The following is a 23,971-nucleotide window of genomic DNA, read 5'->3' as shown; positions in this document are numbered from 1 at the left end:
GATCAGGCTAGCCGCGAGCACTGACAGCGGGCCGATCATCGAGCAGCCCGGCGATGCGCTGCCGCACCGTCTCGGCGATCCGCTCGATCGGCCGGCTCGCATCGACGACCAGGAAGCGCTCGGGGTCGGCCTCGGCGATCGCGAGGAAGGCTTGGCGCACGCGCGCGTGGAACTCCTCCTTCTCGGCCTCGAGCCGGTCGAAGCGGGTGCGCGAGGCGTCGAGCCTCGTGCGGGCCGCCGCGGGATCGAGGTCGAGCAGCACGGTGAGATCGGGGCGCAGCTCGCGGGTCGCCCACTCCGACAGCCGGCGGACCTCGCCGGAGTCGAGCACGCGGCCGGCGCCCTGGTAGGCGACGGACGAGTCGATGTAGCGGTCCTGGATCACCACGTCGCCGCGCTCGAGCGCCGGGCGCACCAGGGTGCCGATATGCTGCGCGCGATCGGCAGCGTAGAGGAGCGCCTCGGCCCGCGGGTCGATCTCGCCGCGGTGGTGCAGCACGATCTCGCGGATCTGGACGCCGACCTCGGTGCCGCCCGGCTCCCGGGTGCGCACGACGGTGCGGCCGCGCGAGCCCAGCCACTCCTCGAGCAGCCGGGCCTGCGTCGTCTTGCCCGCTCCGTCCCCGCCCTCGAGGGTGACGAACAGCCCGGTCACGACTCCGTCGCGCCCGTCGTCGCCGCGGGCTTCTTCGCGGCCGGCTTCCGGGCCGCCGTCGTCCGCGTCATCGTGGTCTTGGCGGCGGTGGTCTTCGCCGCCGTCGTCTTGGCCGCGGTGGTCTTCGCAGCGGCGGTCTTGGCAGCCGTGGTCTTCGCCGCCGTCGTCTTCGCCGCCGTGGTCTTCGCCGCCGTGGCCTTCGCCGCGGTCGTCTTCGCTGCGGGCTTCTTGGCCGGCGCGCGCTTGGCGGGGGCCTTCTTGGCCGGTCCCTTCGCGCGCTTGTCGGCGAGCATCTGCACCGCCTGCTCGAAGTCGATCTCCTCGATCGTCTGCGTCTTGGGGATCGTGACGTTCGTCTCGCCGTCGGTCACGTAGGCGCCGAAGCGGCCGTCGCGGATGCGGATGGGCTTGCCGCTGACCGGGTCGGCGTCGAACTCCTTCAGCGCGCTCGACGCCTTGCGGGCGCCGTACTTGGGCTCGGCGAACACCGCGAGGGCGGTGGGCAGGTCGACCTCGAAGATCTGGTCCTCGCTCGTGAGCGAGCGGCTGTCGGTCCCCTTCTTCAGGTACGGACCGTAGCGGCCGTTCTGAGCGGTGATCGGCTCGCCCGACTCCGGGTCCTCGCCGACCGTGCGGGGCAGGTCGAGCAGGCGGAGCGCCGTCGCGAGGTCGATCGAGGCGACGTCCATCGACTTGAACAGCGACGAGGTGCGCGGCTTGACGACGGCGGGCTTCTTGGCTCCGCGCTTCGCCGGGGCCGGCTCGACGACCTCGCCCGTGGCGGGGTCGGCGACCGTGTCGGGCTCCGGGTCGGTCTCGGTCACGTACGGACCGAAGCGGCCGTCCTTGACCACGACGGTCTTGCCGGTGTCGGGGTTGCTGCCGAGCACGCGGTCGGTCTGGACGGGTGCGTCGATGAGCTCCTGCGCCTTGGCCGGCGTCAGCTCGTCGGGGGCGAGCTCGAGCGGGAGGTTCACCCGGCGGGGCGTCTCCTGCCCCTCCTCCTCGGCGACCTCGAGGTAGGGGCCGTACTTGCCGATGCGGAGGGTGATGTCGTCGGTGATCCGGATCGAGTTGATGCTCTTCGCGTCGATCTCGCCGAGGTTGTCCACGACGTGGCGGAGCCCGGGCTGGTTGCCGCCGCCGAAGTAGAAGCGGTTGAGCCAGGCGACCCGGTCCTCCTCGCCGCCGGCGATCTTGTCGAGGTCGCCCTCCATCTCGGCGGTGAAGTCGTACTCCACCAGGTCCGAGAAGAAGTCCTCGAGCAGCCGCACCACCGAGAAGGCGATCCAGTTGGGTACGAGGGCGGTGCCGCGCGGGGTGACGTAGCCGCGGTCGACGATGGTCGAGATGATCGAGGCGTAGGTGGAGGGGCGCCCGATACCCAGCTCTTCGAGCGACTTGACGAGGCTCGCCTCCGTGTAGCGCGGGGGCGGTGAGGTCTCGTGGCCCTTCGCCTCGACGTCGGTGACGACGAGGCTCTGGCCGACCTCGAGGACGGGCAGCTTCGCGTCCTTGTCGTCGCGGGTGCCGTGGCGCTCCTCGTCGCGGCCCTCCTCGTAGGCGAGCAGGAAGCCGCGGAAGGTGATGACGGTGCCGGAGGCGGTGAACTCGGCGAGCCGGTCCGGGTCGCCGGCCGGGTGCGCCTCGAGGGTCACCGTCGCCGTCGAGCCCTTGGCGTCGGCCATCTGCGAGGCGACGGTGCGCTTCCAGATGAGCTCGTACAGGCGCAGGTCGTTGCCGCGCAGCGTTCCCGACAGCTGGTCGGGGGTGCGGAAGGTCTCGCCGGCGGGGCGGATCGCCTCGTGCGCCTCCTGGGCGCTCTTGTTCTTGCCGGAGTAGAGGCGGGGCTTGTCGGGCACCGTCTCGGCGCCGTAGAGGGCGGTCGCCTGCGAGCGCGCGGCGTTGAGCGCCTGCTGCGAGAGGTTCGGCGAGTCGGTCCTCATGTAGGTGATGAAGCCGTTCTCGTAGAGCGACTGGGCGACGCTCATCGTCTGCCGGGCCGAGAAGCGGAGCTTGCGCGCCGCCTCCTGCTGCAGGGTCGACGTGGTGAACGGAGCCGCCGGGCGGCGCGAGTAGGGCTTCGACTCGAGGTTCGAGACGGTCACCGTCGTCGCGGAGTCGCGCAGCGCATCGGCGAGGGACGCGGCGGAGGTCTCGTCGAGGACGGTCACGTCGCCCTTGAGCTGTCCGCGGTCGTCGAAGTCGCGGCCGCTTCCGATGCGCTTGCCGTCGAGCCGGGCGAGGCGCGCGTCGAACGCGGCGTCGGCGTCGGACTCCGGGGCGAGCGTCGTCGCGAGGTCCCAGTAGCTCGCCGACACGAAGGCGAGGCGCTCGCGCTCGCGGTCGACGACCAGCCGGGTCGCGGCCGACTGCACACGGCCGGCCGAGAGCCCGGGGCCGACCTTGCGCCAGAGGACAGGCGAGATCTCGTAGCCGTAGAGGCGGTCGAGGATGCGGCGGGTCTCCTGGGCGTCGACCAGGGAGGTGTCGATGTCGCGGGTGTTGTCGCGAGCCTTCTGGATCGCGTCCTTCGTGATCTCGTGGAACACCATGCGGTGCACGGGGACCTTGGGCTTGAGCTCGTCGAGGAGGTGCCACGCGATGGCCTCGCCCTCGCGGTCCTCATCTGTGGCGAGGTAGAGCTCGTCGGCGTTCTTGAGTGCGCGCTTGAGGTCGGCGACCGTCTTCTTCTTCTGGTCCGAGACGACGTAGTAGGGCTCGAAGCCGTTGTCGACGTCGACCGAGAACTTGCCCAGCGGGCCCTTCTTGAGCTCCGGGGGGAGGTTCTTGGGCTCGATGAGGTCGCGGATGTGGCCGACGGAGGCGAGCACCTCGTACCCGTCGCCCAGGTACTGGGCGATGGTCTTGGCCTTCGCCGGCGACTCGACGATCACCAGCTTCTTCGTGCCGGACACAGTTCTCCTCGATTGATGCTGTCGGGTCGGACGATCAGGAGTCCGACGGGTCCCCTGCTTCGGGGAGGCGGTGCGCGGCGACCGCAGAGAGGAACGGTACGCCGTCCACGCTCCGTCCGGATCCGATGTCCGAGCGGTGCACTGGCGGCCTGGGGTTCGCTGTCGGCTTCGGGCGCCCGACAGCCACACCATACACACTGACTCCGGGCGTCACTCCCGGTCGGCGGCCCCCCGAAGGCTGGGAGCGCGCCCGGCGCCGCGTGAACGTCGACCACGTGATGGTGACTCGGCCGGTGACGCCGAGCGCGGATCGGCGCATGATGAGGGGCATGGCAATGACGCACACGACCTCGACCTCCACCACCACCGCCTATACCGCGAAGCTCCTCGACGGGCCCCTCGAGGGCAAGACGATCCGACGCCCCTACGACGGCGCGTCGGCTCCCGCCGCCCGCCTCGAGATCCCCGGTGCACGAGCCGGATCCCACTACATCTACCTCTTCTCCGGTGCTCTCGAGCACGACGAGGGCGCCGGTGCACTCCCGACCGCTGCGGCCTACCGGTACCAGCGGCTCAGCTCCGACTGAGACCCGGCCGGTACCGGCTCGACGCCGACCCGGGGTGCCTCCGCGGTGGAGGCTCCCGCTCACGGCGGCGGCCCCGCGCGGGACCTCGCCCGCAGGGTGAGCGGACCGACGGCGACAGCGACCTCGACGCTCGCCGTCTCCCCGTCGAGCGCGCACGTCGTCAGCTCGGCACCGCCCGCGGTCGCGAGCCTCGACGCCTCGGCGCACGGCTCACCGGGGAGCAGGCCGGAGGCGGTGTCCGCGGCGGCGAGCGCTGCCGTGTCTGCCGCCGCGACCGCCCGCTGGTGCGCGACGACCGCACCGCAGCCGCTCAGCACGGCCGCGGTGACCAGCACCGTCGCCGCGACGACCGAGATCGCCGCGACCGCCGCCGATCCCTCCTCTCCCGAGGGGACGCCGGTCACCGCCCGCCTCCGAGTGCGCACGACCGGACGGACACCGGGACGGCGACGCCGGGCAGGGGCCGGAGGCTCGCCTCGACGCTCACGCAGACCAGCCCGTCGTCCTCCGCGACGCCGACCGACGCCGCCGCATCGACGCGGTGCACGGGCCGGGCCGCCTCGTCGCCTCGCGCCGCCGACCTCGCCCCGTCGGCCGCGGCGTCGACGAGCCGCACGTACTGCGCCGACGCCGCCACCGAGCCCAGGCAGAGCGCGAGCACGACGACCACCGCGGGCAGCACGACCGCGAACTCCGCGGTCGCCGACCCCTCCGCCCCGGCCAGCCGGCGGAGGGAGCCGCGCACCGCCCTCATCCGCCCGAGGTGAGGGCCCGCGTCACCAGATCGGTGAGGATCCCCCGCACCTCGTCCCCCTTCAGGATCACCACCAGGAGACCGGCGAATCCGACGGCGGCCATCGTCGCGATCGCGTACTCGGCCGTGGCCGATCCCTCCTCGTCGCCGAACCCGGCCGGCAGCCCCACTCCTCCGCGGTCGCCGGGCGGCCTCGCTCCGCTCCTCCAGCGCCCCAGGCCGTCACGCCGTGCCGCTCCTTCTCTCGCCGCCCCGTTCCCTCTCTCCGCCCCGTTCCGCCGGATCCCCTCCGTCCACGTGCCGTCCATCCGAGTCCGCTCCATCTCCGCCCCCGCATCGTCCGCCCCGTCCGACGAGCATCCCGGAGTCCCGAGGACGCCGAAGGGGCGACGGCCCGAACGGTGGACGACCGCGCGAGACGCCGGCTGTGGAGGAGCCCGAGACCGCGCTCATCCCGCGACCGAGAACGTCGACAGCAGCACCGAGATCACCAGCGGCGCGACCCCGAGCAGCAGGAACGCGGGCAGCACGCAGACCCCGAGCGGCAGCATCAGGGTGACTCCGAGGCGCGCCGCCCGCTCCCGGGCGCGCCCCGCCGCCCGCACCCGCGTCAGCGCGGCCTCGCTGCGCAGAAGGCGGCCGGCAGGCACTCCCGCGGCCGACGAGAGCGCCAGGACCGGCTCGGCCGCCTCCAGCGCCCGCGGATCGGCGACCAGCGCGCACTCGCCGAGCGCGGCGACGACCTGGTCGCGCGCCCGGTCGATGGAGCCGCCGCCCGCGAGCCCCACCGCCAGCAGGTCGAGAGCCAGTCCGGGAGCCGGGTCGCCGGGGTCCGCCCCGCGCACCAGGCGCCCCGTCCACAGCTGAGCGGCGAGCATCAGCACCCCACCACCGCCGAGGCACGCGAGCCCCGGCGCCGTGCCGATCAGCACTCCCGCGACGTCGAAGCCCAGGAGGCTGCCGAACCCGAGCGCCACCAGCGGCAGCGCGCTCACCACCCGGCCGGTCGCCGCCGGACCGGCCAGAGCCACGTCGATGTCGCGCCGCGCCCGCGCCAGCTCCCGGAGCGATTCCGCGAGCTCGCCGAGCGCGGCGGCGATCGGCGCGCCGGAGTCGCTCGCGACCCGCCAGGACGCGGCGAGCGCCGCCCACCCCGCCTCCTCCCCGCTGTCCCGTCGTCGTCGACGCCGTTCCCGCCGCCCCCTCGACGCCGGCGCACCGCGGAGGATGGCCGCCGTCACGTCCTCGCCCTGCGCGGCGTCGAGCGCGACCGCCCTGAGCAGGCGGCGCCGAGCGGCGGCACCCGGCGCGGTCGAGGAAGCGGACGAGGCGAGCTGCTCGAACGCCGACCCGGGCGCCACCCCGGAGGCGAGCAGCACGGCGAGGCGCTGGACGACGGCGGCGACCTCGTCCAGGCCGTCCTGCCGCTTCACGCCCCCGACCTCGACCGCCATGGCAGCGCGCCCTCCTCGATCCGGAGGCGGCCGTCGCGATCGAGGGCGAAGCGGCCCCACGACGCGAGGCGCCGCCTCGCACCGCTCCGCTCGAGATGCAGGACCAGGTCGATCGCGCTCACCGTCTGGCGGGCGATCGCCTCCTGCCCCATCCCCGCCAGAGCGCCGAGCGCCTCGAGCCGCGCGGGCACGTCCGCGAGGGAGTTGGCGTGCAGGGTCCCGGCGCCGCCGTCGTGCCCGGTGTTCAGCGCCGAGAGCAGCTCACGCAGCTCGACCCCGCGGCACTCGCCGAGGACGAGGCGGTCCGGACGCATCCGCAGCGCCTCGCGGACGAGCCGGTCGAGACCCACTCCCCCGGCGCCCTCCAGATTCGGCTGCCGCGACTCGAGGGCGACGAAGTGCGGATGCGCGGGACGCAGCTCGCCCACGTCCTCGATCGCGATGATGCGCTCGTGCGGGGGCGCGAAGCCGAGCAGGGCGCCGAGGAGGGTGGTCTTGCCGGAGCCGCCCGCGCCCGAGATCAGGAGGTTCCACCGGGCGTCGACCGCGCGGCGCAGCAGCGCTCGGCCCTGCTCGTCGAGCATCCCCGCGGCGTGCAGCTCGTCGAGACTCCAGGCGTCGGCGCGGGGCACCCGCACGGAGAGGACCGTGCCGCCGGTCGCGACCGGCGGCAGCACGACGTGCACGCGGACGCCGTGGCGCAGGCGGACGTCGACGCACGGGCTCGCCTCGTCGACGTGCCGGCCGCCCGCCGCGACGAGCGAGACGGCGAGGCGACGCACCCCTGCGGCGTCGAGTGTCCAGGTCGGATCGCGCACCGCACCGCTCCCCCGGTCGATCCAGAGCCCGGAGGCCCCGTTGACGAACAGGTCGGTCACCGCCGGATCGGCGGCGAACGGCGCGAGGAGCCCCAGCGCGGCGGCTCCCGGCCGGACGGCAGCGGTGCGCGCGAGGTCCTCGCCTCCGGGAGACGGGTCGTCGCGGCGGTAGGCGTCGGGCACGCGGGGCACGAAGTCAGCGGTCATGCCGGAACGGTAGGCACAGCCCGCGGCGCCAGGAGGCCGCGCGGTCGGATCCGTGGAGAGCTCGGGATCGCCGCCCCTGTGGAGGAGCGACTCGGCGGAACGCCGAGGGAACAGCGCCGGATCACCTCGGCGACGACCTCGCGAGCGGCGGTGCTCGAGCGGAGATCTCGCGGAAGAAGAAGAAGGGGGCGGCACCCATTGGGGGGAACAGGTGCCGCCTCGGCGGCGCGGGATTGGGGGGAATCACTTGCGCCGCTGAGACCGAACTTTCATTCGGCCGTATGAAAGAGTACGTGAACCCGGCCGAATCACCAAGCCCGATCGGCGTTCTCTGCGAACTCTTATCCGGACCAGGAGTCACTGCCAGGTTCGAGGACCGCGCCCCCGGTGTCGGACCCGGGCGCTACGGTGGTCGAGGTCGACCGAGCCGGTCGGCGCACGGTGCACTCGCGAAGGAGCGAATCGCAGATGTCCACTCCCCTCGACGAGACCGGACGCCCCGGGTCGGCCATCGATAACCTGCTCCACGAGACGCGCCGCTTCCCGCCGCCCGCCGAGTTCGCGGCCGGTGCCGCCGATGCCTCGGCGCTCGCAGTCCGGGCCGCCGAGGACCGCCTCGCCTTCTGGGCCGAGCGCAGCCGCGAGCTGCTCCACTGGCACCGCCCGTTCACCCGCACCCTCGACTGGAGCGAGCCTCCGTTCGCGAAGTGGTTCGACGACGGCGAGCTGAACGTCGCCTACAACTGCCTCGACCGCCACGTCCTCGCCGGTCACGGCGACCGCGTCGCGATCCACTGGGAGGGCGAGCCCGGCGACAGTCGCTCCCTCACCTACGCCGAGCTGACCGCCGAGGTGAAGCGCGCCGCCAACCTCCTCACGAGCCTCGGCATCCGCGCCGGCGACCGGGTGGCGGTCTACCTCCCGATGATCCCGGAGGCGGTCGTCGCGATGCTCGCGGTCGCCCGCCTCGGCGCCGTCCACTCCGTCGTCTTCGGCGGCTTCAGCGCCGAGAGCCTGCGCGCCCGCATCGACGACGCGGAGGCGAAGCTCGTGATCACCGCCGACGGCGGCTGGCGCAAGGGCTCGGTCTTCCCGCTGAAGCCCGCGGTCGACGCCGCTCTCGCACTCGAGGGCGGCGGCTCGAGCGTCGAGCACGTCCTCGTGGTCCGCCGCGGCGGCAACGCCGTCGAGTGGAGCGAGGGCCGCGACCTCTGGTGGCACGAGGAGATGACCGCCGTCGACGCCGACCACGTCGCCCGCGCGTTCCCGGCCGAGCAGCCCCTCTTCATCCTCTACACGAGCGGGACGACCGGGAAGCCGAAGGGCATCCTGCACACCAGCGGCGGCTACCTCACCCAGGTCTCCTACACGCACCGCACGGTCTTCGACCTCCACCCCGAGACCGACGTCTACTGGTCGACGGCCGACGTCGGCTGGATCACGGGCCACAGCTACGTCGTCTACGGCCCGCTCAGCAACGGCGCCACCCAGGTCATGTACGAGGGGACCCCCGACACCCCGCACCCCGGTCGGTGGTGGGAGATCGTCGAGAAGTACGGCGTCAGCATCCTCTACGCCGCGCCCACCGCGATCCGCTCCTTCATGAAGCTGGGCCGGCAGATCCCGCAGCGCTTCGACCTCTCGAGCCTCCGGCTCCTCGGCTCCGTCGGCGAGCCCATCAACCCCGAGGCCTGGATCTGGTACCGCGACGTCATCGGCGGCGGCCGCACCCCGATCGTCGACACGTGGTGGCAGACCGAGACCGGCGCGATCATGGTCTCGCCGCTCCCCGGCGTCACCACCCTGAAGCCGGGCTCCGCGCAGGTGCCGGTGCCCGGGATCTCGATCGACGTCGTCGACGAGCAGGGCCGTCCGGTCGGCGCCGACTCGGGCGGGCTGCTCGTGGTCACGGAGCCGTGGCCGTCGATGCTCCGCGGCATCTGGGGCGATCCGGAGCGCTTCGTCGAGACCTACTGGTCGAAGTTCCCCGGCCGGTACTTCGCCGGCGACGGCGCACGGCGCGACCGCGACGGCGACCTGTGGCTGCTCGGACGCGTCGACGACGTGATGAACGTCTCCGGCCACCGCCTGTCGACGGCCGAGATCGAGTCGGCGCTCGTGTCGCACCCGGTGGTCGCGGAGGCCGCGGTCGTCGGTGCCGCCGACGAGACCACCGGTCAGGCCGTGGTCGCCTTCGTCATCGCGAAGGCGAGTCAGGCCGAGGCCCTCGCCGGCGGGCACGACGAGCTCGAGGCGACGCTGAAGGCGCACGTGGCCGAGCACATCGGCGCGATCGCCCGGCCGAAGCGGATCTTCCTCGTGCAGGAGCTGCCGAAGACCCGCTCGGGCAAGATCATGCGCCGGCTGCTGCGCGACGTCGCGGAGGGCCGCTCGGTCGGCGACACGACGACGCTCGCCGACACGCAGGTCATGTCGGTGATCGCCACCGCCGTCGCGGCCGACTGAGCGCGGCCGCGACCGGCGGCTCAGGCGAAGGCGACGATCAGCTCGACCTCGACGGGAGCGTCGAGCGGCAGCTCGGCGACGCCGACGGCCGAGCGCGCGTGCTTGCCCGCGTCGCCGAAGATCTCGCCGAGCACCTCCGACGCGCCGTTGATCACGCCGGGCTGGCCGTTGAAGCCGGGCGCGGAGGCGACGAAGCCGGTCAGCTTCACGATCTGCGTCACGCGGTCGAGCGAGCCGATCACGTCGGCCACTGCCGCGAGCGCGTTCAGCGCGCACACGCGCGCGAGGTCCTTCGCGACCTCGGGAGAGACACCGTCGCCGACCTTGCCCGTGGCGGGGAGCGCACCGTCGACGAACGGGATCTGGCCCGCCGTGAAGACGAGCGCGCCGTTCACGACCGCGGGGACGTAGGCGCCGGCCGGAGCGGCGACGGCGGGGAGCTCGATGCCGAGCTCGGCGAGGCGCTCCGCGATCATGCGCCGGCCTCCGCGATCGGGCGCTTGAGGTAGGCCACGAGCCCGCCCTCGGGGCCGGTCACGACCTGCACGAGCTCCCAGCCCTCCGATCCCCAGGTGTTCAGGATCGCCGTGGTGTTGTGGATCATCAGCGGTGTGGTGACGTACTCCCAGCGGGGGACGGACATGGCTCTCCTCAGGGGCAGGGTACTCAAGGGCAGGGGCGCGGATCGGGGCCGAGAGGCGGACGGGCCGCGGCGAGGCGTCCGAGTGCGCCGACTACGCTGATTCTATGTCGGGGGCGCGCGGGACCAGGGTCGTCAAGTCGGTCGGGGGCGCCGTCGGCGGACTCATCGGGATCGTCGCGATGAGCGTGATCGCAGGGGTGCTCGTCTCGGCGTCGATCACTCCGGCCATCGCCCTCGGCGGCATGGCGGCGAACAACACCGTCGAGATGTTCGACAACCTCCCCGAGTACCTCGAGATCGGCACGCTCGCCGAGAAGAGCAACGTCTACGCGAAGGACGCGAGCGGCGCCGACGTGCTGCTCGCCTCCTTCTACGCGCAGAACCGCGTGGAGGTGGGCTGGGACGACATCTCGCCGTTCGTGAAGGGCGCGGTGGTCGCCTCCGAGGACCCGCGCTTCTACGAGCACGGCGGCATCGACCTGCTCGGCACGGTGCGCGCCGCAGCGACGACGGCCATGGGCGGGAGCGTGCAGGGCGGGTCGTCCATCACGCAGCAGTACGTCAAGAACGTGCTCGTGCAGAAGGCCGAGGCCCTGTCGGATCCCATCGAGCGCGACGCCGCGTACCGCGAGGCCACCGAGACGACCCCGGAGCGCAAGGTCGCCGAGATGCGGCTCGCCATCGGGCTCGAGAAGGAGTACCCGAAGAACGACATCCTGCTCGGCTACCTCAACATCGCCCTCTTCGGAGGCACGGTGTACGGCATCGAGGCGGCCGCGAAGTACTACTTCGGCATCAGCGCCCGCGATCTCTCGCTCGCCCAGTCGGCCGCGCTGGTCGCCATCGTCAACAACCCCGAGAAGTTCCGCTTCGACCGTCCCGCGGACGAGGCGAACCCCGCCGCTGCGGGCTACCCCGTGACGCTCGACCGGCGCAACTACATCCTCGGCCGCATGGGGCTCGAGTCGAAGGCGACTCCCGAGCAGATCGCCGAGGCCGCGGCCACTCCCGTCTCCCCCGTGATCACCGAGCCGAGCACCGGCTGCCAGACGGCCGGCATCTCGGCGTTCTTCTGCGACTACGTCACCTGGGTCATCAAGAACGACGACGCGTTCGGCGCGAGCCAGGACGAGCGCGACGCCACCTTCAAGCGCGGCGGCTACCAGATCTACACCTCGCTCGACACCGAGCTCCAGGCGGCCGCCGTCGCGGCGACCGATGCCTGGGTGCCGAAGGCGATGTCGACCGTCAACATCGGCAGCGCGAGCGTCTCGGTCGAGGTGGGCACCGGCCGCATCCTCGCGATGACGCAGAACAAGGACTACTCGAACGATCCCGACGTGTCGGGCGCCAACTACACGAGCGTCAACTACAGCACCGACTTCGGCTACGGCGGCTCCTCCGGCTTCCAGGTCGGATCGACCTACAAGGTGTTCACCCTCGCCGAGTGGCTCCAGGAGGGGCGCTCGCTCGGCGAGAGCGTCGACGGCACCCGCCGCGCCTACACGACGTTCCGCGACAGCTGCGAGCCGGACGGCGTCTACTACGGCGAGTCGTGGAACCCGGGCAACGACGAGGGCGGCAACGGCGGCGTCACGACGGCCCTCCAGGCGACGACCGGCTCGATCAACACCTCCTTCGCGGCGATGGCGCAGCAGCTCGACCTGTGCGGGATCCGCAACACCGCGCTCGCGATGGGGGTCCACCGCGCCGACGGCACCGAGCTGCAGAAGTACGCTCCGACGATCCTCGGCACCAACGAGATCGCCCCGCTGACCATGGCGACCGCCTTCGCCGGCTTCGCCAACAAGGGCACGGTCTGCACCCCGATCGCGATCGACCGCATCGTGGACCGGTCCGGCGCGGACGTCGCTCCCCCCGCCTCCGCGTGCACGCAGGGCATGTCGGAGCAGGTCGCGGCGACCGCCGGCTTCGCCCTGCAGCAGGTGATGACGGGCGGCACCGGCACGCCGTCGAACCCGAAGACCGGCGTGCCGCACATCGGCAAGACCGGAACCACCGACGACGCCCTGCACACCTGGATGGTCGGCGCGAGCACCGAGGTGGCGACCGCGACCTGGGTCGGCAACGTGACCGGCTTCACCTCCATGCGCGGCTTCCGCCTCAACGGCGTCAACGCCGGCCAGGTGCGCCACCAGATCTGGCCGCGGATCATGCGGGTCGCCGACGCGAAGTACGGCGGCACCGCCTTCCCCGCGCCCGAGCGCTCGCTGGTCGAGGCACCCCAGGAGGCGGTGCCGGAGGTGACCGGGCAGGGTCCCGCCGCCGCGCGGGCCCGGCTCGAGAGCCTCGGCTTCACGGTGACGGTCGACCCGAACCGGGTCCCCTCCGATCGCCCCGCCGGCTCGGTGGCGCAGACGAACCCGCCCGCCGGATCGAGAGTGTCGCGGGGCTCCGCGATCACGCTGCAGATCAGCTCCGGTCCGTCCACCCCTCCGCCCGGAGGCTGAGCGGCGCCGTCCGTTCGGCGCCGTCCGGCAGAATGAAGCCCCGACCCGTCGAGAGAAGGACACATGAGCCGACGCCCCCTGACCACCGCACTCGCGACCGTCGCCGCTGCCGGCACCGCCGCAGCCGTCTGGGGCATCGGCGTCGAGCGGACGCTCTTCACCGTCCGCCGCGTCTCGGCACCCGTGCTGCCCGCGGGAGCCCCTCCGCTGCGGATCCTGCACCTCTCGGACCTGCACATGGCGCCGTGGCAGTCGAAGAAGCAGGAGTGGATCCGGTCCCTCGTCGCCCTCGCACCCGACCTGATCGTGGACACCGGCGACAACCTCGGTCACCGCGACGGGATCCTCGGGATCCGCCGGGCCCTGGAGCCGTTCGCCGGCATCCCCGGCGTCTTCGTGAACGGATCGAACGACTACTTCGGCCCGCGCGTGAAGAACCCTCTGCGCTACTTCCGCGGCCCCTCGCGGAACCCTAAGCCGAACCAGGCCGATCTCGACACGGAGGCGTTGACCGGCTTCTTCGCCGACTCCCTCGGCTGGACGGATCTGAACAACCGGGCCGAGAGCCTCACGATCCGCGGCACCCGGGTCGAGTTCTTCGGCGTCGACGACCCGCACATCGGACTCGACAGGATCGACGTCGTCGCGGGCGCCGTCGACGAGCTCCGGGCCTCGGAGGACGAGGCGGCCGAGATCAGCATCGGCGTCGCCCACGCCCCGTACCAGCGCATCCTCGACGACTTCGTGGCGCGCGGAGCGGACCTGATCCTCGCCGGTCACACCCACGGCGGTCAGCTCTGCGTTCCCGGCTTCGGCGCCCTCGTGACCAACTGCGACATCCCGCGCGACAAGGTCGCGGGCTTCAGCACGTGGCACAACGGCCGCCGGAGCGCCCGCCTCAACGTCTCGGCCGGGCTCGGCACCTCGATCTACGCGCCGATGCGCTTCGCCTGCCGCCCCGAGGCGACCCTCCTGACCCTGGAGCCGGTGGGCTGACCGCTCGGGGCCGCGTGTGCGGCGGCCCCGCAGAAATCGGCTATCATTGTCGAGGCTCGTGAGCGGTCCTGCCGCTCGAGTCCACCGGGGTGTGGCGCAGCTTGGTAGCGCGCCTCGTTCGGGACGAGGAGGTCGTGGGTTCGAATCCCGCTACCCCGACCGGTGAGGAACCCGGCTGGATCATCGATCCGGCCGGGTTCCGTCGTTAAGGGCACCGAGGAACTCCACTCGATCATCGATCCGGCCGCGTTCCGACGTCGAGAGCCGTCGTCTCCGGCCGCCGTCCGGCGCCGCGCGGACGCTGCGCGCCGATTCTCCGAACGCCCGGTGCTCACGCCGCTCGAGGCGTCAGACTGGACGTCGCGTCGCCGACGACCGCCTGCCGCCACGACCGCCGAGAGGAGCCACCGTGCCCCGGTCCCTCACCCGCCTGACCGTCGTCGTCGGCGTGCTCTACCTCGGCCTGCTCGCGGCGATCGCGTTCTGGCCGACGCCCGTCGACGCTCCGGCGGCCGGGATCCTGGCGCGCGCGATCGGGTGGCTGGGCCGCCACGGCCTCGGCTGGATCGACTACGGAGTCGTCGAGTCGAGCGCCAACGTCCTGCTCTTCGTGCCGTTCGGCCTGCTCGGCGCACTGCTGCTGCGCGCCCGCTGGGTGCCCGCGGTGGTCGTACTGGGCGCTCTGACGAGCATCGCGATCGAGACGGGGCAGCTGCTCCTGCTGTCGGCCCGCTACGCGAGCGCGCAGGACGTGCTGACCAACACTCTCGGCGCCGTGATCGGAGCCGCCCTCGGCGCGATCCTGCGCTGGTGGCTGACGGCACGCGAACGCCGGAGGGCGGCGGAGTCGGATCTCGCTTTCGCGCACATCCCGCTCCGCAGCTCCTCCGGCGTCGTCGGTGATCGGTGACCGCCCCGGGCGGCCCTCAGTCGATCGGGGTCAGCGGCCGAGGCCGCGGTACTCCCAGCCCGCGGCGCGCCAGGCGGCCGGGTCGAGGCAGTTGCGGCCGTCGACGATGAAGCGCTGCGCGACGGCGGCACCGACGGTCGCCGGGTCGAGTGCCCGGAACTGCTTCCACTCCGTCACGACGACCACGGCGTCGGCGCCCGCGAGGGCCTCGTCGACGTCGGTCGTGTAGGAGATCTCCGGGTACTTGCGCTTGGCGTTCTCGATCGCCTCGGGGTCGGTGGCGACGACGGTCGCACCGAGGTCGTGCAGGCGAGCGGCGACGTCGAGCGACGGCGAGTCGCGGATGTCGTCCGACTCCGGCTTGAAGGCGAGGCCGAGGACGGCGATCTTCTTGCCGGACACGTCTCCCCCGAGGCCCTCGGCGACGAGGTCGACGACGCGCTGGCGGCGGCGGAGGTTGATCGCGTCGACCTCCTTGAGGAAGGCGATCGACTCGCCCACGCCGAGCTCGTCGGCGCGCGCCGCGAAGGCGCGGATGTCCTTCGGGAGGCAGCCTCCGCCGAAGCCGATGCCGGCGTTGAGGAAGCGGCGGCCGATACGGGCGTCGAAGCCGATCGCGTCGGCGAGCTGCGTGACGTCCGCCCCGGTGACCTCGGCGATCTCGGCGATCGCGTTGATGAACGAGATCTTGGTCGCGAGGAACGCGTTGGCCGAGACCTTGACCAGCTCGGCGGTCGCGTAGTCGGTGACGACCAGCGGGGTGTCGGCGGCGAGAGCGGTCGCGTAGACCTCGTCGAGCGTGGCCTTGGCGGCCGCCCCGGCATCACCGGCGGGCACGCCGTAGACGAGGCGGTCGGGGCTGATGGTGTCCTGGACGGCGAAGCCCTCGCGCAGGAACTCGGGGTTCCACGCCAGCGTCGCGCCGGTCGCCTCGACCTTCTCGGCGAGACGGGACGCGGTGCCGACCGGGACCGTCGACTTGCCGACCACGAGGGAGTCGGCGGTGAGGAACGGCAGGAGCCCGTCGATCGCGGCGTCGACGTAGGTCATGTCGGCGGCGTTCTCGCCCTTCTTCTGGGGCGTGCCGACGGCGACGAAGTGCACGGTGGCGTCAGCCGCATCGGCCGTGTTCGTCGAGAAGCGCAGACGGCCCGAGGCGACGCCGGCGGACAGCAGCTCGGGCAGACCGGGCTCGAAGAAGGGAGCGGTGCCGGCGGCGAGCGCGTCGATCTTCGCCTGGTCGACGTCGATGCCGATCACGTCGTGACCGAGCTCGGCCATCGCGGCCGCGTGGACAGCGCCGAGGTAGCCGCAGCCGATGACAGAAAGCTTCACAGTGCTTCTCCAAGCTTCAAGGGGATTCTCCGAATGGTGGGCGGGGAGGTGTCGCGGCGGCGACGGGAAGGGGGGAGGCTGTCGATGGACCGGTCACGGCGAGCCGTGCTCGGCATCGTCACCGCGCCAATGCTCTCAGATCACGCGCCACGCTGGAGACGGCGGCGGCGATCTCCGCGGCGACCCGCGCGTGCGTGGCCTCGCTCCGGCCGATGGGGTCGTCGATGTCGTCGCCGCCCTCGCCCGCCGGTGCACGACCCCGGTTGGCGGCGGCGAGACGCACGATGGCGCGCAGTCGTGCGGCCGGATCCTCGAGGGCCGGGATCGGCAGCTCTGCGGCGACGAACGGCAGCACGCGGGCGAACTCCAGGAGCGTGAACCCGCGCAGGAGGACCGACGGGAAGCGCCTCGCGGCGTCGACCAGGTGGTCGCGCGTCATCGTGAGCATGACGTCGGCCTCGAGCACGAGCGACTCGGTGAGCCGCGCGCTGGCGTGCCCTGTCGGATCACCCCCGTACTGGGTGGACATCCGAGCCGAGTTCGGGTCCATCGGGTAGCCGTCGCGGGTCTGGACTCCCGCGCTGCGGAAGGCGAAGAGCGCTCCGCCGCGGGGCGAGAGGTCGTCGCCGAGCGCCGTGCGCAGCAGCTGCTCGGACAGCGGCGAGCGGCAGATGTTGCCGGTGCACACCGAGAGGACGGTGAAGACGGGGGCGTCGGAGACGGCCACCGGCTCCGAGGGACGCCAGCCGCGCCGCGCCCGGCGGGTGCCGTCGTCTCCGGGGAAGGTCATCGCCCGCCGCTCAGACGGTGCTCGGAGCGGGCTCGGGCACCGGCTCGGGCCGGGCGCCGGAGCGCTCGGAGCCGTAGTAACTCGTGTAGTAGTAGCCGTAGCCGCGTCCGACCTGACCGCGAGGGGGCACCCGGTTGAGGATGACGCCCAGCGTGTGACCGCTGACGCGCTCGAGGTTCTGGATCGCCTTGCCGAGCTCGTCGGTCGTGGTCTTGCCCGCCGAGATCACGACGAGCGCGCCGTCGGTGCGGGCCGTGAGGATGGCGCCGTCGGTGACGGGGAGGAGCGGAGGAGCATCGACGATCACGATCGCCTCGCGGGCGATCTCGTGCAGGAGGATGTCCATCCCGTTGGAGCCCAGCAGCTCGCTCGGGTTCGGCGGGATGGATCCCGCGCCGAGGATCCAGAGGTTGCCCGAGGGACCCCAGGGCTGCAGGACGTCCTGGAGCTCGGCCTTGCCGATCAGCAGGTCGGTGAGGCCGACGCCGGGGACGAGTCCGAACGACTTGGCGACGGTGGGCTTGCGGAGGTCGCCGTCGACGACGACCGTGCGCTGGCCCGAGGCGGCGAGCGTGACCGCGAGGTTCGCCGTGACGGTCGACTTGCCGTCGGAGGGCAGCGGGCTCGTCACGACGATGATGCGCGGCGGGCTGTCGACGTTCATGAACTGCAGGTTCGTCCGCAGCTCGCGCAGCGCCTCGGCCAGCGCGTGCTTGCCGTCGGACTTCACGTAGTCGGTGGTGTCCGCCTCGGGGACGATGCGGTTGGTCTCGTTCAGTCGCTTGTCGACCGGGAGGGTGCCGACCACGGGGAGGTCGAACAGCCGCTCGACCATCTCGGCGGTGCGGATGCGGCGGTCGAGGGTGTTGCGCACGAAGGCGTAGACCAGGCCGAGCACGAGGCCCGCGAGGGCGCCGATCGCCAGCACCAGGCGGAGGTTGGGGTAGGCCGGCGACGCCGGGAGGGCGGCGGCCTGCACGACGGCGAGGCTGACGGTGTCGCCGGCCCCCGTCTCGGCGTTGACCTGCTGGATGCGCGTCGCGACCGCCGCCACCCAGGCGTCGGCGAGCTTCTGCGCGCCCTCCGCGGTGGAGGCGCTGGCGGTGATGTTCATCACCGGGGCGTCCGTCTCGGACTCGACCGTGATCGCCGAGATGAGCGCCGAGGGGCTGATGTCGAGGCCGAGGTTCTCGATCGCGATCTCGGCGGTGTCGCGGGAGGTCGCGAGAGGGAGGTAGGTCTTGAGACTGGAGTTGGCCACCGTCGCCGAGATCTGCCGGAGGTACACGGCCTGGCTCGGGTCACCCGAGCCCACGTCCACCGAGACGATGCCCTGCGAGTCGGCGACGTAGCGCGGCTTCTGCGTCAGGGACCAGCCGAAGGCGAGGAGAGTGCCCAGGAGGATCGCCGCGACGATCGCCAGCCAGTGATCGCGGAGAAGTCGGAGGACGTCTCTAAGTTCCACAGTGTCAAGTTCCTTCACTGGTTCGGAGCGGTGTACGGCCTTCGGGGGCGGATAGCTCTGGAATCATTGCACAGGCGTGTATCGGCGCTGTTTCCCGGCACGTCATGCGTGCACCCCATCGGGGGTGGGTGTTGAGGTAGGCGTCCTCGCGATCACGCCGAGTGAGGTCAGCTCGGCGATCGCGGCGGTGACCGCGGCCCTCGGATCCACGCCCTCCGGAGCGGGACCCACCTCGGCGAGCACGGCCTCGACGAGGTCGTTGGGACCGAGCGCCCGGCCCGCGAGATGCCACAGGGTCGGTCCGATGCCCTCGAGGCGCACGAGGCGGTTGTCGCAGAACACGATGAGCTCGCCGTCGCCCAGGAGGACCGCGTCGTCGACCGGAGCGCGGACGAGGGTCCCGCCCTGCTGCGGATCGGAGAGCTCGAGCGCGTGGATCTCGTCCCAGGCGGTGGGAGCGGGGGCGGGGCCGTGCGAGAAGACGGTCTCGATCAGGTCGACCGCGCTGGTCGCCTCCGAGTAGACGAGCCGGGACACTCCCCCGAGCGCGCGCAGCGTCTCGACCAGATCGGTGACGGGGCGCGGTCGCGCCGAGAGGTAGGAGGTCTGCGGGACGAGCAGGTCGACGGCCTCGACCGGGTCGACGGGCTCGAGGCGCGGCGTCTCGACGTGCTCGCGCCGGTCGAGCAGCACCACGCCGGCGAGCACCAGGGGCGCGTCGGGGATCGGCCGGAGACCGATCGACGCCGGTCCGAGCTGCGACTTGGGCGCCGAACCCGAGAGCGGCTTCACCGAGAGCGGCTTGGGATAGGGCAGAACGCGCCCCGACGGCGTCACGCCGACCGTCTCGTCCGTCACGTAGCCGAAGCGCGTGCCGAGGGCGCGGGCGATGGTCGTCTTCCCCGTGCCGGAGGCGGCGACGAAGGCGAGCACCCGGCCGTCCTCGGCCGCCATCCCGCACGCGTGGAGCATCAGCAGGTCGTGCCGTCGGACCCCGATCGCCTCGACGGTGAGCGTCGAGGTGAGGGACTCCTCCAGCTGCTCGACCGAGCGGGTGAGCACTCGGACTCCTGAGGACGGCCGGTGCGACCCGTCGACGACGACGTCCGCGTGCACGAGGCGCGCCTCGTCGTCCGGTGCGCTCGCGCAGGACGACCAGCTCGCGGTGATCCGCCGGACGTCGGCGTCGTCGAGCCCGGAGCCGAAGTCGACCCGGAAGGGGACCTCGAGGACGGTGACCGACATGCTCCGCACCGGGAGGGCCGTGGTGGTGCCGATCAATACGCTCCGTCCCGCGCGAGGACGGCGCGCGCGGTCTTGAAGAGGATGATGAGGTCGCCCGTCATCGACCAGTTCTCGACGTAGTACAGGTCGAGGCGGACGGTGTCCTCCCAGGAGAGGTTCGAGCGTCCGCTGACCTGCCAGAGGCCCGTGATTCCCGGCTTCATCAGGAAGCGCCGGTGCACGTGCTCCTCGTACTGCTCGACCTCGCGACCCAGCGGAGGGCGCGGGCCGATCAGCGACATGTCGCCGCGGAAGACGTTGAGGAACTGGGGCAGCTCGTCGAGGCTGAAGCGGCGGAGGACCGTGCCGACCTTCGTGACGCGGGGGTCCTTCGCCATCTTGAACAGGACGGAGTTGCCCTCGTCGCGCTGCTGGGCCGCGAGGGCCGCGAGCCGCGCCTCGGCGTCGACGACCATCGAGCGGAACTTGAGCATCTCGAACGTCGCGCCGTTCAGCCCGATGCGCTCCTGACGGAACAGGATCGGCCCCGGGCTCGTCGCCTTGACGAGGACCGCGACGACGACCAGCACGGGGGCGCTGAGGATGATGAGCAGCGTCGACGCGGCGATGTCGAAGAGGCGCTTCGCGAAGCGCTGACGACCGTCGAACCGCGGGGTCTCCACGTGGATCAGCGGGAGGCCGGCGACCGGCCGGGTGTGGATGCGCGGACCGCCGATGTCGGTGAGGCTCGGCGCCACCACGAGGTGCTCGCGACCGGGCTCGAGGGTCCAGCTCAGCTCGCGGATGCGCTGCGGTGCGAGCTCGTCGGAACTCGTGACGACCACGGTGTCGGCGCCGGTCGCATCCATCACGGCGCGGACGCCGTCGATCCCCGTGAAGCCGTGCAGCGCGAGACCGGACAGCTCGTCCTCCGAGCGGAGCGCCTCCGCACCCCCCGGCGACGTCGAGACGGCGCCCACCAGCTTGTAGCCGGCCTCGGTCCCGCGGCGGAGCTCCCGAGCGGTGTGCAGCACGCTCGCGCGGGAGCCGAGCAGGACGACCTGGCTGGCGTAGCGGCCCTGCCGGCGCTGACGGGTGAGCCACGAGCGCCAGCCCAGCCGGCCCGCGCAGATGAGGACGATGCCGAAGGGGAACGCGGTGACGATGTAGCCGCGGGCCAGCAGGATCTGCAGCAGGTAGGCGATGATCGCGACGATGCCGAAGAGCCAGATGGAGGCGTCGACGATGCGGCGGTACTCCACGTAGCCGGTGCCGACGATGCGGCGATCGCGGGTGTCGAAGACCTGCAGTGCGAGCAGCCAGGCGACCGACAGGACGACGGAGACCCAGGTGTAGCTGATGGCGATGTCGACGGGGTTGTTGAAGCCTACGTCGGAGTTGAGGTCGAGGTCGAACCAGACGAGCTGCGTCCCGAAGACGGAGACGACGATCGCGATGACGTCCGAGAGGAGGAGCCGTCTCCGGTAGTCCTGCTCCCATGACGGTCGGCGCCTCGGCGTGATCCCCTGCGCCGTCATCGATCCCCCTGCGTTCACGTGCTGACGAGCGGCCCTCGCGCGCTCACCCGACTGCTCGAGATGGTCGGAGCCCTCCTGCTGCTGCGAGAGGGGTGCTTCCGTTTCCCGTGATGTCACGCCCGCAAGGCTACCCACATCCTCGTTTCGGGTGGGTGTCGCGCACTCGACGGATCCTCAGCTGTCAGCCTCTCAGGCGACCGCGGCTCTCCTGCAGATAGCAGGATCCGCAGAGCGCCTCGTACGTCACCTCGGCTCCGTCGATCGCCACCTGGTCACCGTCGAAGACGAAACGGCCGTCGACGACGCGCCCGTTGAAGATCGCCTTGCGCCCGCACCGGCAGATGGTCTTGAGCTCCTCGAGGCTGTGCGCGATCTCGAGGAGCCGCCTGCTTCCGGGGAACGCGGCCGTTCTGAAGTCGGTCCGGATGCCGTAGGCGAGCACCGGGACGTTCTCGAGGATGGCGATCCGCAGCAGATCGTCGACGTGCTCCTCGGGCAGGAACTGCGCCTCGTCGACGAGCAGCGCGCTGACGTCGCGCGCCGATTCCGCGAGCACGCGGGCCCGTGCCGCGGTGAAGACGGCGACCGGGTCCTCGCCCGGGTGGAAGAGGATGTCCACCGGACGGGTCACGCCGAGGCGCGACACGATGAGCTCGTCGCCCTTCGTGTCGACCGCCGGCTTCGCGAGCAGCACCCGGTGCCCGCGCTCCTCGTAGTTGAAGGCGGCCTGCAGCAGGGAGGTGCTCTTGCCGCTGTTCATCGCCCCGTACCGGAAGTACAGCTTCGCCATCGGACTCCTCAGATCTCTCGCGACGGCCGCAGCCCGATCCGGAGCCTCACTCGAGGAATCCGTCCTCGGCGGCGCGCCGGATCAGCTCGGCCCGGCGACTGGCCGGACGTCCGATCTTGACGTACTTCTGGCGAACGCGGCGCAGGTAGGTCTTCGCGGTCTCGAACTGCACGTTCATCCGCGCCGCCACCTCCGGAGTGCTCGCGCCCGCGACGTAGAGGCGCAGCGCCTCCAGCTCCCCCGCGCTCAGGCGCGGTCGCTGCTGTGCGGCGACGCCGATCGGGAGGGGACGCCACTGGCTCGTCGTCCCGGCGTCCGAGCGCATCTGCATCGCCGACCGCGCGCTCTCCATCACCTCGCGCATGGGCTGCGACCGGGTCAGGTGCCGGGCGGCGCCGGCGCGCAGGGAGCGCTCGCGGGTCTCCTCGTCCTCGCGCTCGGAGATCACGACGACCGTCGCTCCCGCGGCTCGACAGGTGCGGATCCGCGCCTCGATCGAGATCGGCTCGCGCAGCTCGAAGTCCATGATCACGAGCTGCGTGGGGAACACCGTGCTCGTCACGAGCTCGAGCCACGTTCCCGCACTGACGACGAGCTCGAAGTCGACGGCGTGCGCCGCGATCCAGCTGCTCATGCTGTCGCGGACCAGCTCGTGGTCGTCGAGGAGCCCGAGCCGCACGGGGCGGGGCCCGTCGTCGTCGGCGCTCCGGGCGGAGGAGCCCGTCGAGGGCTCACCGGAGCGGGTGACCATGCGTCGATCCTAATCGCGGTCGAGTCGGCGCACCGGAGTCAGAAGAGCGTCGGCTGGCCCACCCCCGGCAGCATCGCCGCGCCGGCGGCTCCGAGCTCCTCGGCGAGGAGCCCGTCGTGCTGGAGCGAGCGCCGCTCTCCCCCGAGGGTCCGGAGCGTCCCCAGCGATCCGAGCGCCGAGGAGCGCACGGAGCCCGTCGCCGGGTCCTCCTCGCCCTGCTCGAGCCGGTGGGCGCGCATCAGCGGGCGGATCCGCGCGGACAGCCACCGGCGGTACTCGGCGGGAGCGTAGGCGGAGCGCCCCGGGTAGAGCGAGCGGTACCGGTCGAGGAGCTCGGGGTGCTCGTGCGCGAGCCACTGCAGGAACCACTCCTTCACACCGGGCTTGAGGTAGAGGGTCGAGTACATGATCGAGCTCGCGCCCGCCGCCCGGCACGCGCGCAGAGCCTCGTCGAGGTGCGCTGTCGTGTCGGTGAGGAAGGGCAGGATCGGCATGAGGAACACCGAGCACTCGAACCCCGCCTCCCGTGCGGCGGTGACCGTGGCGAGCCGCGCGGCGGCCGAGGGCGCGCCGGGCTCGAGGGAGTGCTGCAGATCCTCGTCCCAGACGGCGATCGAGAGCCCGAGGTCGACGGGGACGTGCTCGGCCGCCTCGCGCAGCAGCGGCAGGTCGCGCCGGAGGAGCGAGCCCTTGGTCAGGATCGACAGCGGCGTCCCCGACGCGGCGAGGGCCGCGATGATGCCGGGCATCAGCCGGTACCGCCCCTCGGCCCGCTGGTAGGGGTCGGTGTTGGTGCCGAGCGCGACCGGGTGCCGCTCCCAGCTCGGCCGCGCCAGCTCGCGGGTGAGCACCTCGGCGACGTTGACCTTGACGACGATCTGCGAGTCGAAGTCGCGGCCGCCGTCGAACTCGAGGTACTCGTGGGTCGGGCGGGCGAAGCAGTAGGTGCAGGCGTGCGTGCAGCCCCGCATCGGATTGATGGTCCAGCCGAAGGGCATCTTCGACGAGGTGTGCACCCGGTTGAGCGCCGACTTCGCGAGGATCTCGTAGAAGGTGATGCCGTCGAACTCCGGTGTCCGGACCGTCCGCACGAGATCGGAGATCCGGACCAGCCCGGGGAGGGCGCTGTCGTCCGGCGCTCCGACCGACTGTCCGCTCCACCTCATGGAGCCATTAGAACATACGTTCGAACGCCCGGG

Annotated in this window: 22 protein-coding genes and 1 tRNA gene; 6 read left to right on the top strand and 17 right to left on the bottom strand. The window is 72.0% G+C overall.

Features of this window, described 5'->3' with window-relative positions; genetic code table 11:
• Positions 1-7: 7 nt before the first annotated feature.
• The gene (gene tmk / locus GSU68_RS05115; protein WP_159906069.1) at positions 8-655 is read right to left on the bottom strand and encodes a dTMP kinase; all 648 of its coding nucleotides are present in this window, start codon (positions 653-655) and stop codon (positions 8-10) included.
• Positions 652-3,573, bottom strand: a complete 2,922-nt coding sequence (topA, locus tag GSU68_RS05110) for a type I DNA topoisomerase (RefSeq protein WP_159906067.1) — start codon at positions 3,571-3,573, stop codon at positions 652-654. The genes tmk and topA overlap by 4 nt, the downstream gene beginning before the upstream one ends.
• Before the next feature lie 329 nt (positions 3,574-3,902).
• Between topA and GSU68_RS05105 the strand changes: the two genes are divergently transcribed.
• Positions 3,903-4,160: a hypothetical protein gene (locus GSU68_RS05105; RefSeq protein ID WP_244259396.1), complete on the top strand. Its 258-nt coding sequence runs from the start codon at positions 3,903-3,905 to the stop codon at positions 4,158-4,160.
• Between the two features lie 59 nt (positions 4,161-4,219).
• Here the strand turns inward: GSU68_RS05105 and GSU68_RS05100 are convergent, their stop codons facing one another.
• From GSU68_RS05100 to GSU68_RS05080, 5 genes are all read right to left on the bottom strand, one after another.
• Positions 4,220-4,564, bottom strand: a complete 345-nt coding sequence (locus GSU68_RS05100; protein ID WP_159906065.1) for an Rv3654c family TadE-like protein — start codon at positions 4,562-4,564, stop codon at positions 4,220-4,222.
• Positions 4,561-4,905, bottom strand: a complete 345-nt coding sequence (locus tag GSU68_RS05095) for a TadE family type IV pilus minor pilin (RefSeq protein ID WP_244259395.1) — start codon at positions 4,903-4,905, stop codon at positions 4,561-4,563. Before GSU68_RS05095 ends, GSU68_RS05100 begins: the two co-directional genes overlap by 4 nt.
• Before the next feature lie 5 nt (positions 4,906-4,910).
• Positions 4,911-5,084: a DUF4244 domain-containing protein gene (locus GSU68_RS19855; RefSeq protein WP_244259394.1), complete on the bottom strand. Its 174-nt coding sequence runs from the start codon at positions 5,082-5,084 to the stop codon at positions 4,911-4,913.
• Positions 5,085-5,363: 279 nt separating this feature from the next.
• On the bottom strand, positions 5,364-6,368 hold the full coding sequence (locus GSU68_RS05085; protein WP_159906059.1) for a type II secretion system F family protein: 1,005 nt from the start codon (positions 6,366-6,368) through the stop codon (positions 5,364-5,366).
• Positions 6,344-7,393, bottom strand: coding sequence for a TadA family conjugal transfer-associated ATPase (locus GSU68_RS05080; RefSeq protein ID WP_159906057.1), 1,050 nt, complete (start codon positions 7,391-7,393; stop codon positions 6,344-6,346). Before GSU68_RS05080 ends, GSU68_RS05085 begins: the two co-directional genes overlap by 25 nt.
• A 468-nt stretch (positions 7,394-7,861) precedes the next feature.
• Here GSU68_RS05080 and acs point away from each other — a divergent pair, with 468 nt between their 5' ends.
• Positions 7,862-9,859, top strand: coding sequence for an acetate--CoA ligase (acs, locus tag GSU68_RS05075; protein ID WP_159906055.1), 1,998 nt, complete (start codon positions 7,862-7,864; stop codon positions 9,857-9,859).
• Between the two features lie 20 nt (positions 9,860-9,879).
• Here the strand turns inward: acs and GSU68_RS05070 are convergent, their stop codons facing one another.
• Both GSU68_RS05070 and GSU68_RS19610 read right to left on the bottom strand, forming a co-directional pair.
• On the bottom strand, positions 9,880-10,335 hold the full coding sequence (locus GSU68_RS05070) for a RidA family protein (RefSeq protein WP_159906053.1): 456 nt from the start codon (positions 10,333-10,335) through the stop codon (positions 9,880-9,882).
• On the bottom strand, positions 10,332-10,502 hold the full coding sequence (locus GSU68_RS19610) for a hypothetical protein (protein WP_167305276.1): 171 nt from the start codon (positions 10,500-10,502) through the stop codon (positions 10,332-10,334). Before GSU68_RS19610 ends, GSU68_RS05070 begins: the two co-directional genes overlap by 4 nt.
• Before the next feature lie 104 nt (positions 10,503-10,606).
• Here GSU68_RS19610 and GSU68_RS05065 point away from each other — a divergent pair, with 104 nt between their 5' ends.
• From GSU68_RS05065 to GSU68_RS05050, 4 genes are all read left to right on the top strand, one after another.
• A complete protein-coding gene (locus tag GSU68_RS05065) occupies positions 10,607-12,973 on the top strand; it encodes a transglycosylase domain-containing protein (RefSeq protein ID WP_159906051.1) in 2,367 nt (788 codons plus the stop codon).
• A gap of 63 nt (positions 12,974-13,036) precedes the next feature.
• The gene (locus tag GSU68_RS05060; protein WP_159906049.1) at positions 13,037-13,969 is read left to right on the top strand and encodes a metallophosphoesterase; all 933 of its coding nucleotides are present in this window, start codon (positions 13,037-13,039) and stop codon (positions 13,967-13,969) included.
• 85 nt (positions 13,970-14,054) lie between these two features.
• Positions 14,055-14,128, top strand: a tRNA-Pro gene (locus tag GSU68_RS05055).
• 250 nt (positions 14,129-14,378) lie between these two features.
• Complete coding sequence (locus GSU68_RS05050; protein WP_159906047.1) at positions 14,379-14,879, top strand: VanZ family protein; 501 nt, start codon at positions 14,379-14,381, stop codon at positions 14,877-14,879.
• A 30-nt stretch (positions 14,880-14,909) separates the two neighbouring features.
• On the opposite strand, the gene GSU68_RS05045 is transcribed toward GSU68_RS05050, so the two are convergent.
• The 8 genes from GSU68_RS05045 to GSU68_RS05010 all read right to left on the bottom strand — a co-directional run bounded on the left by GSU68_RS05045 (position 14,910) and on the right by GSU68_RS05010 (position 23,938).
• On the bottom strand, positions 14,910-16,214 hold the full coding sequence (locus GSU68_RS05045) for a UDP-glucose/GDP-mannose dehydrogenase family protein (RefSeq protein WP_159906045.1): 1,305 nt from the start codon (positions 16,212-16,214) through the stop codon (positions 14,910-14,912).
• 118 nt (positions 16,215-16,332) lie between these two features.
• Positions 16,333-17,004 (bottom strand): hypothetical protein, encoded by a 672-nt coding sequence (locus tag GSU68_RS05040; protein ID WP_159906034.1) that lies wholly within the window; start codon positions 17,002-17,004, stop codon positions 16,333-16,335.
• Between the two features lie 10 nt (positions 17,005-17,014).
• The gene (locus GSU68_RS05035) at positions 17,015-18,469 is read right to left on the bottom strand and encodes a polysaccharide biosynthesis tyrosine autokinase (RefSeq protein WP_159906032.1); all 1,455 of its coding nucleotides are present in this window, start codon (positions 18,467-18,469) and stop codon (positions 17,015-17,017) included.
• 102 nt (positions 18,470-18,571) lie between these two features.
• Positions 18,572-19,750: a hypothetical protein gene (locus tag GSU68_RS05030; protein WP_159906030.1), complete on the bottom strand. Its 1,179-nt coding sequence runs from the start codon at positions 19,748-19,750 to the stop codon at positions 18,572-18,574.
• Positions 19,747-21,348 (bottom strand): sugar transferase, encoded by a 1,602-nt coding sequence (locus GSU68_RS05025; protein ID WP_244259393.1) that lies wholly within the window; start codon positions 21,346-21,348, stop codon positions 19,747-19,749. Before GSU68_RS05025 ends, GSU68_RS05030 begins: the two co-directional genes overlap by 4 nt.
• A 64-nt stretch (positions 21,349-21,412) precedes the next feature.
• Positions 21,413-22,021 carry a thymidine kinase gene (locus tag GSU68_RS05020; protein ID WP_159906028.1) on the bottom strand — a complete coding sequence of 203 codons (609 nt, stop codon included), beginning with the start codon at positions 22,019-22,021 and terminating at the stop codon, positions 21,413-21,415.
• 46 nt (positions 22,022-22,067) lie between these two features.
• A complete protein-coding gene (locus GSU68_RS05015; RefSeq protein WP_159906026.1) occupies positions 22,068-22,772 on the bottom strand; it encodes a DNA-binding response regulator in 705 nt (234 codons plus the stop codon).
• 38 nt (positions 22,773-22,810) lie between these two features.
• Complete coding sequence (locus GSU68_RS05010) at positions 22,811-23,938, bottom strand: Rv2578c family radical SAM protein (protein ID WP_159906024.1); 1,128 nt, start codon at positions 23,936-23,938, stop codon at positions 22,811-22,813.
• Positions 23,939-23,971 lie beyond the last annotated feature (33 nt).

The organism is Rathayibacter sp. VKM Ac-2759 (assembly GCF_009834225.1).
Lineage (GTDB): Bacteria > Actinomycetota > Actinomycetes > Actinomycetales > Microbacteriaceae > Rathayibacter.
This window is presented reverse-complemented; position numbering and strand designations above follow the sequence as displayed.

Bases quoted from the DNA above. Each gene is read 5' to 3' on its own strand.
- GSU68_RS05060 (WP_159906049.1), top strand. From the start codon at position 13,037: ATGAGCCGACGCCCCCTGACCACCGCACTCGCGACCGTCGCCGCTGCC.
- GSU68_RS05105 (WP_244259396.1), top strand. From the start codon at position 3,903: ATGGCAATGACGCACACGACCTCGACCTCCACCACCACCGCCTATACC.
- GSU68_RS19610 (WP_167305276.1), bottom strand. From the start codon at position 10,502: ATGTCCGTCCCCCGCTGGGAGTACGTCACCACACCGCTGATGATCCAC.
- GSU68_RS05080 (WP_159906057.1), bottom strand. From the start codon at position 7,393: ATGACCGCTGACTTCGTGCCCCGCGTGCCCGACGCCTACCGCCGCGAC.
- GSU68_RS05010 (WP_159906024.1), bottom strand. From the start codon at position 23,938: ATGAGGTGGAGCGGACAGTCGGTCGGAGCGCCGGACGACAGCGCCCTC.
- acs (WP_159906055.1), top strand. From the start codon at position 7,862: ATGTCCACTCCCCTCGACGAGACCGGACGCCCCGGGTCGGCCATCGAT.
- GSU68_RS05065 (WP_159906051.1), top strand. From the start codon at position 10,607: ATGTCGGGGGCGCGCGGGACCAGGGTCGTCAAGTCGGTCGGGGGCGCC.
- GSU68_RS05040 (WP_159906034.1), bottom strand. From the start codon at position 17,004: ATGACCTTCCCCGGAGACGACGGCACCCGCCGGGCGCGGCGCGGCTGG.
- GSU68_RS05070 (WP_159906053.1), bottom strand. From the start codon at position 10,335: ATGATCGCGGAGCGCCTCGCCGAGCTCGGCATCGAGCTCCCCGCCGTC.
- GSU68_RS05015 (WP_159906026.1), bottom strand. From the start codon at position 22,772: ATGGTCACCCGCTCCGGTGAGCCCTCGACGGGCTCCTCCGCCCGGAGC.
- GSU68_RS05020 (WP_159906028.1), bottom strand. From the start codon at position 22,021: ATGGCGAAGCTGTACTTCCGGTACGGGGCGATGAACAGCGGCAAGAGC.
- GSU68_RS05085 (WP_159906059.1), bottom strand. From the start codon at position 6,368: ATGGCGGTCGAGGTCGGGGGCGTGAAGCGGCAGGACGGCCTGGACGAG.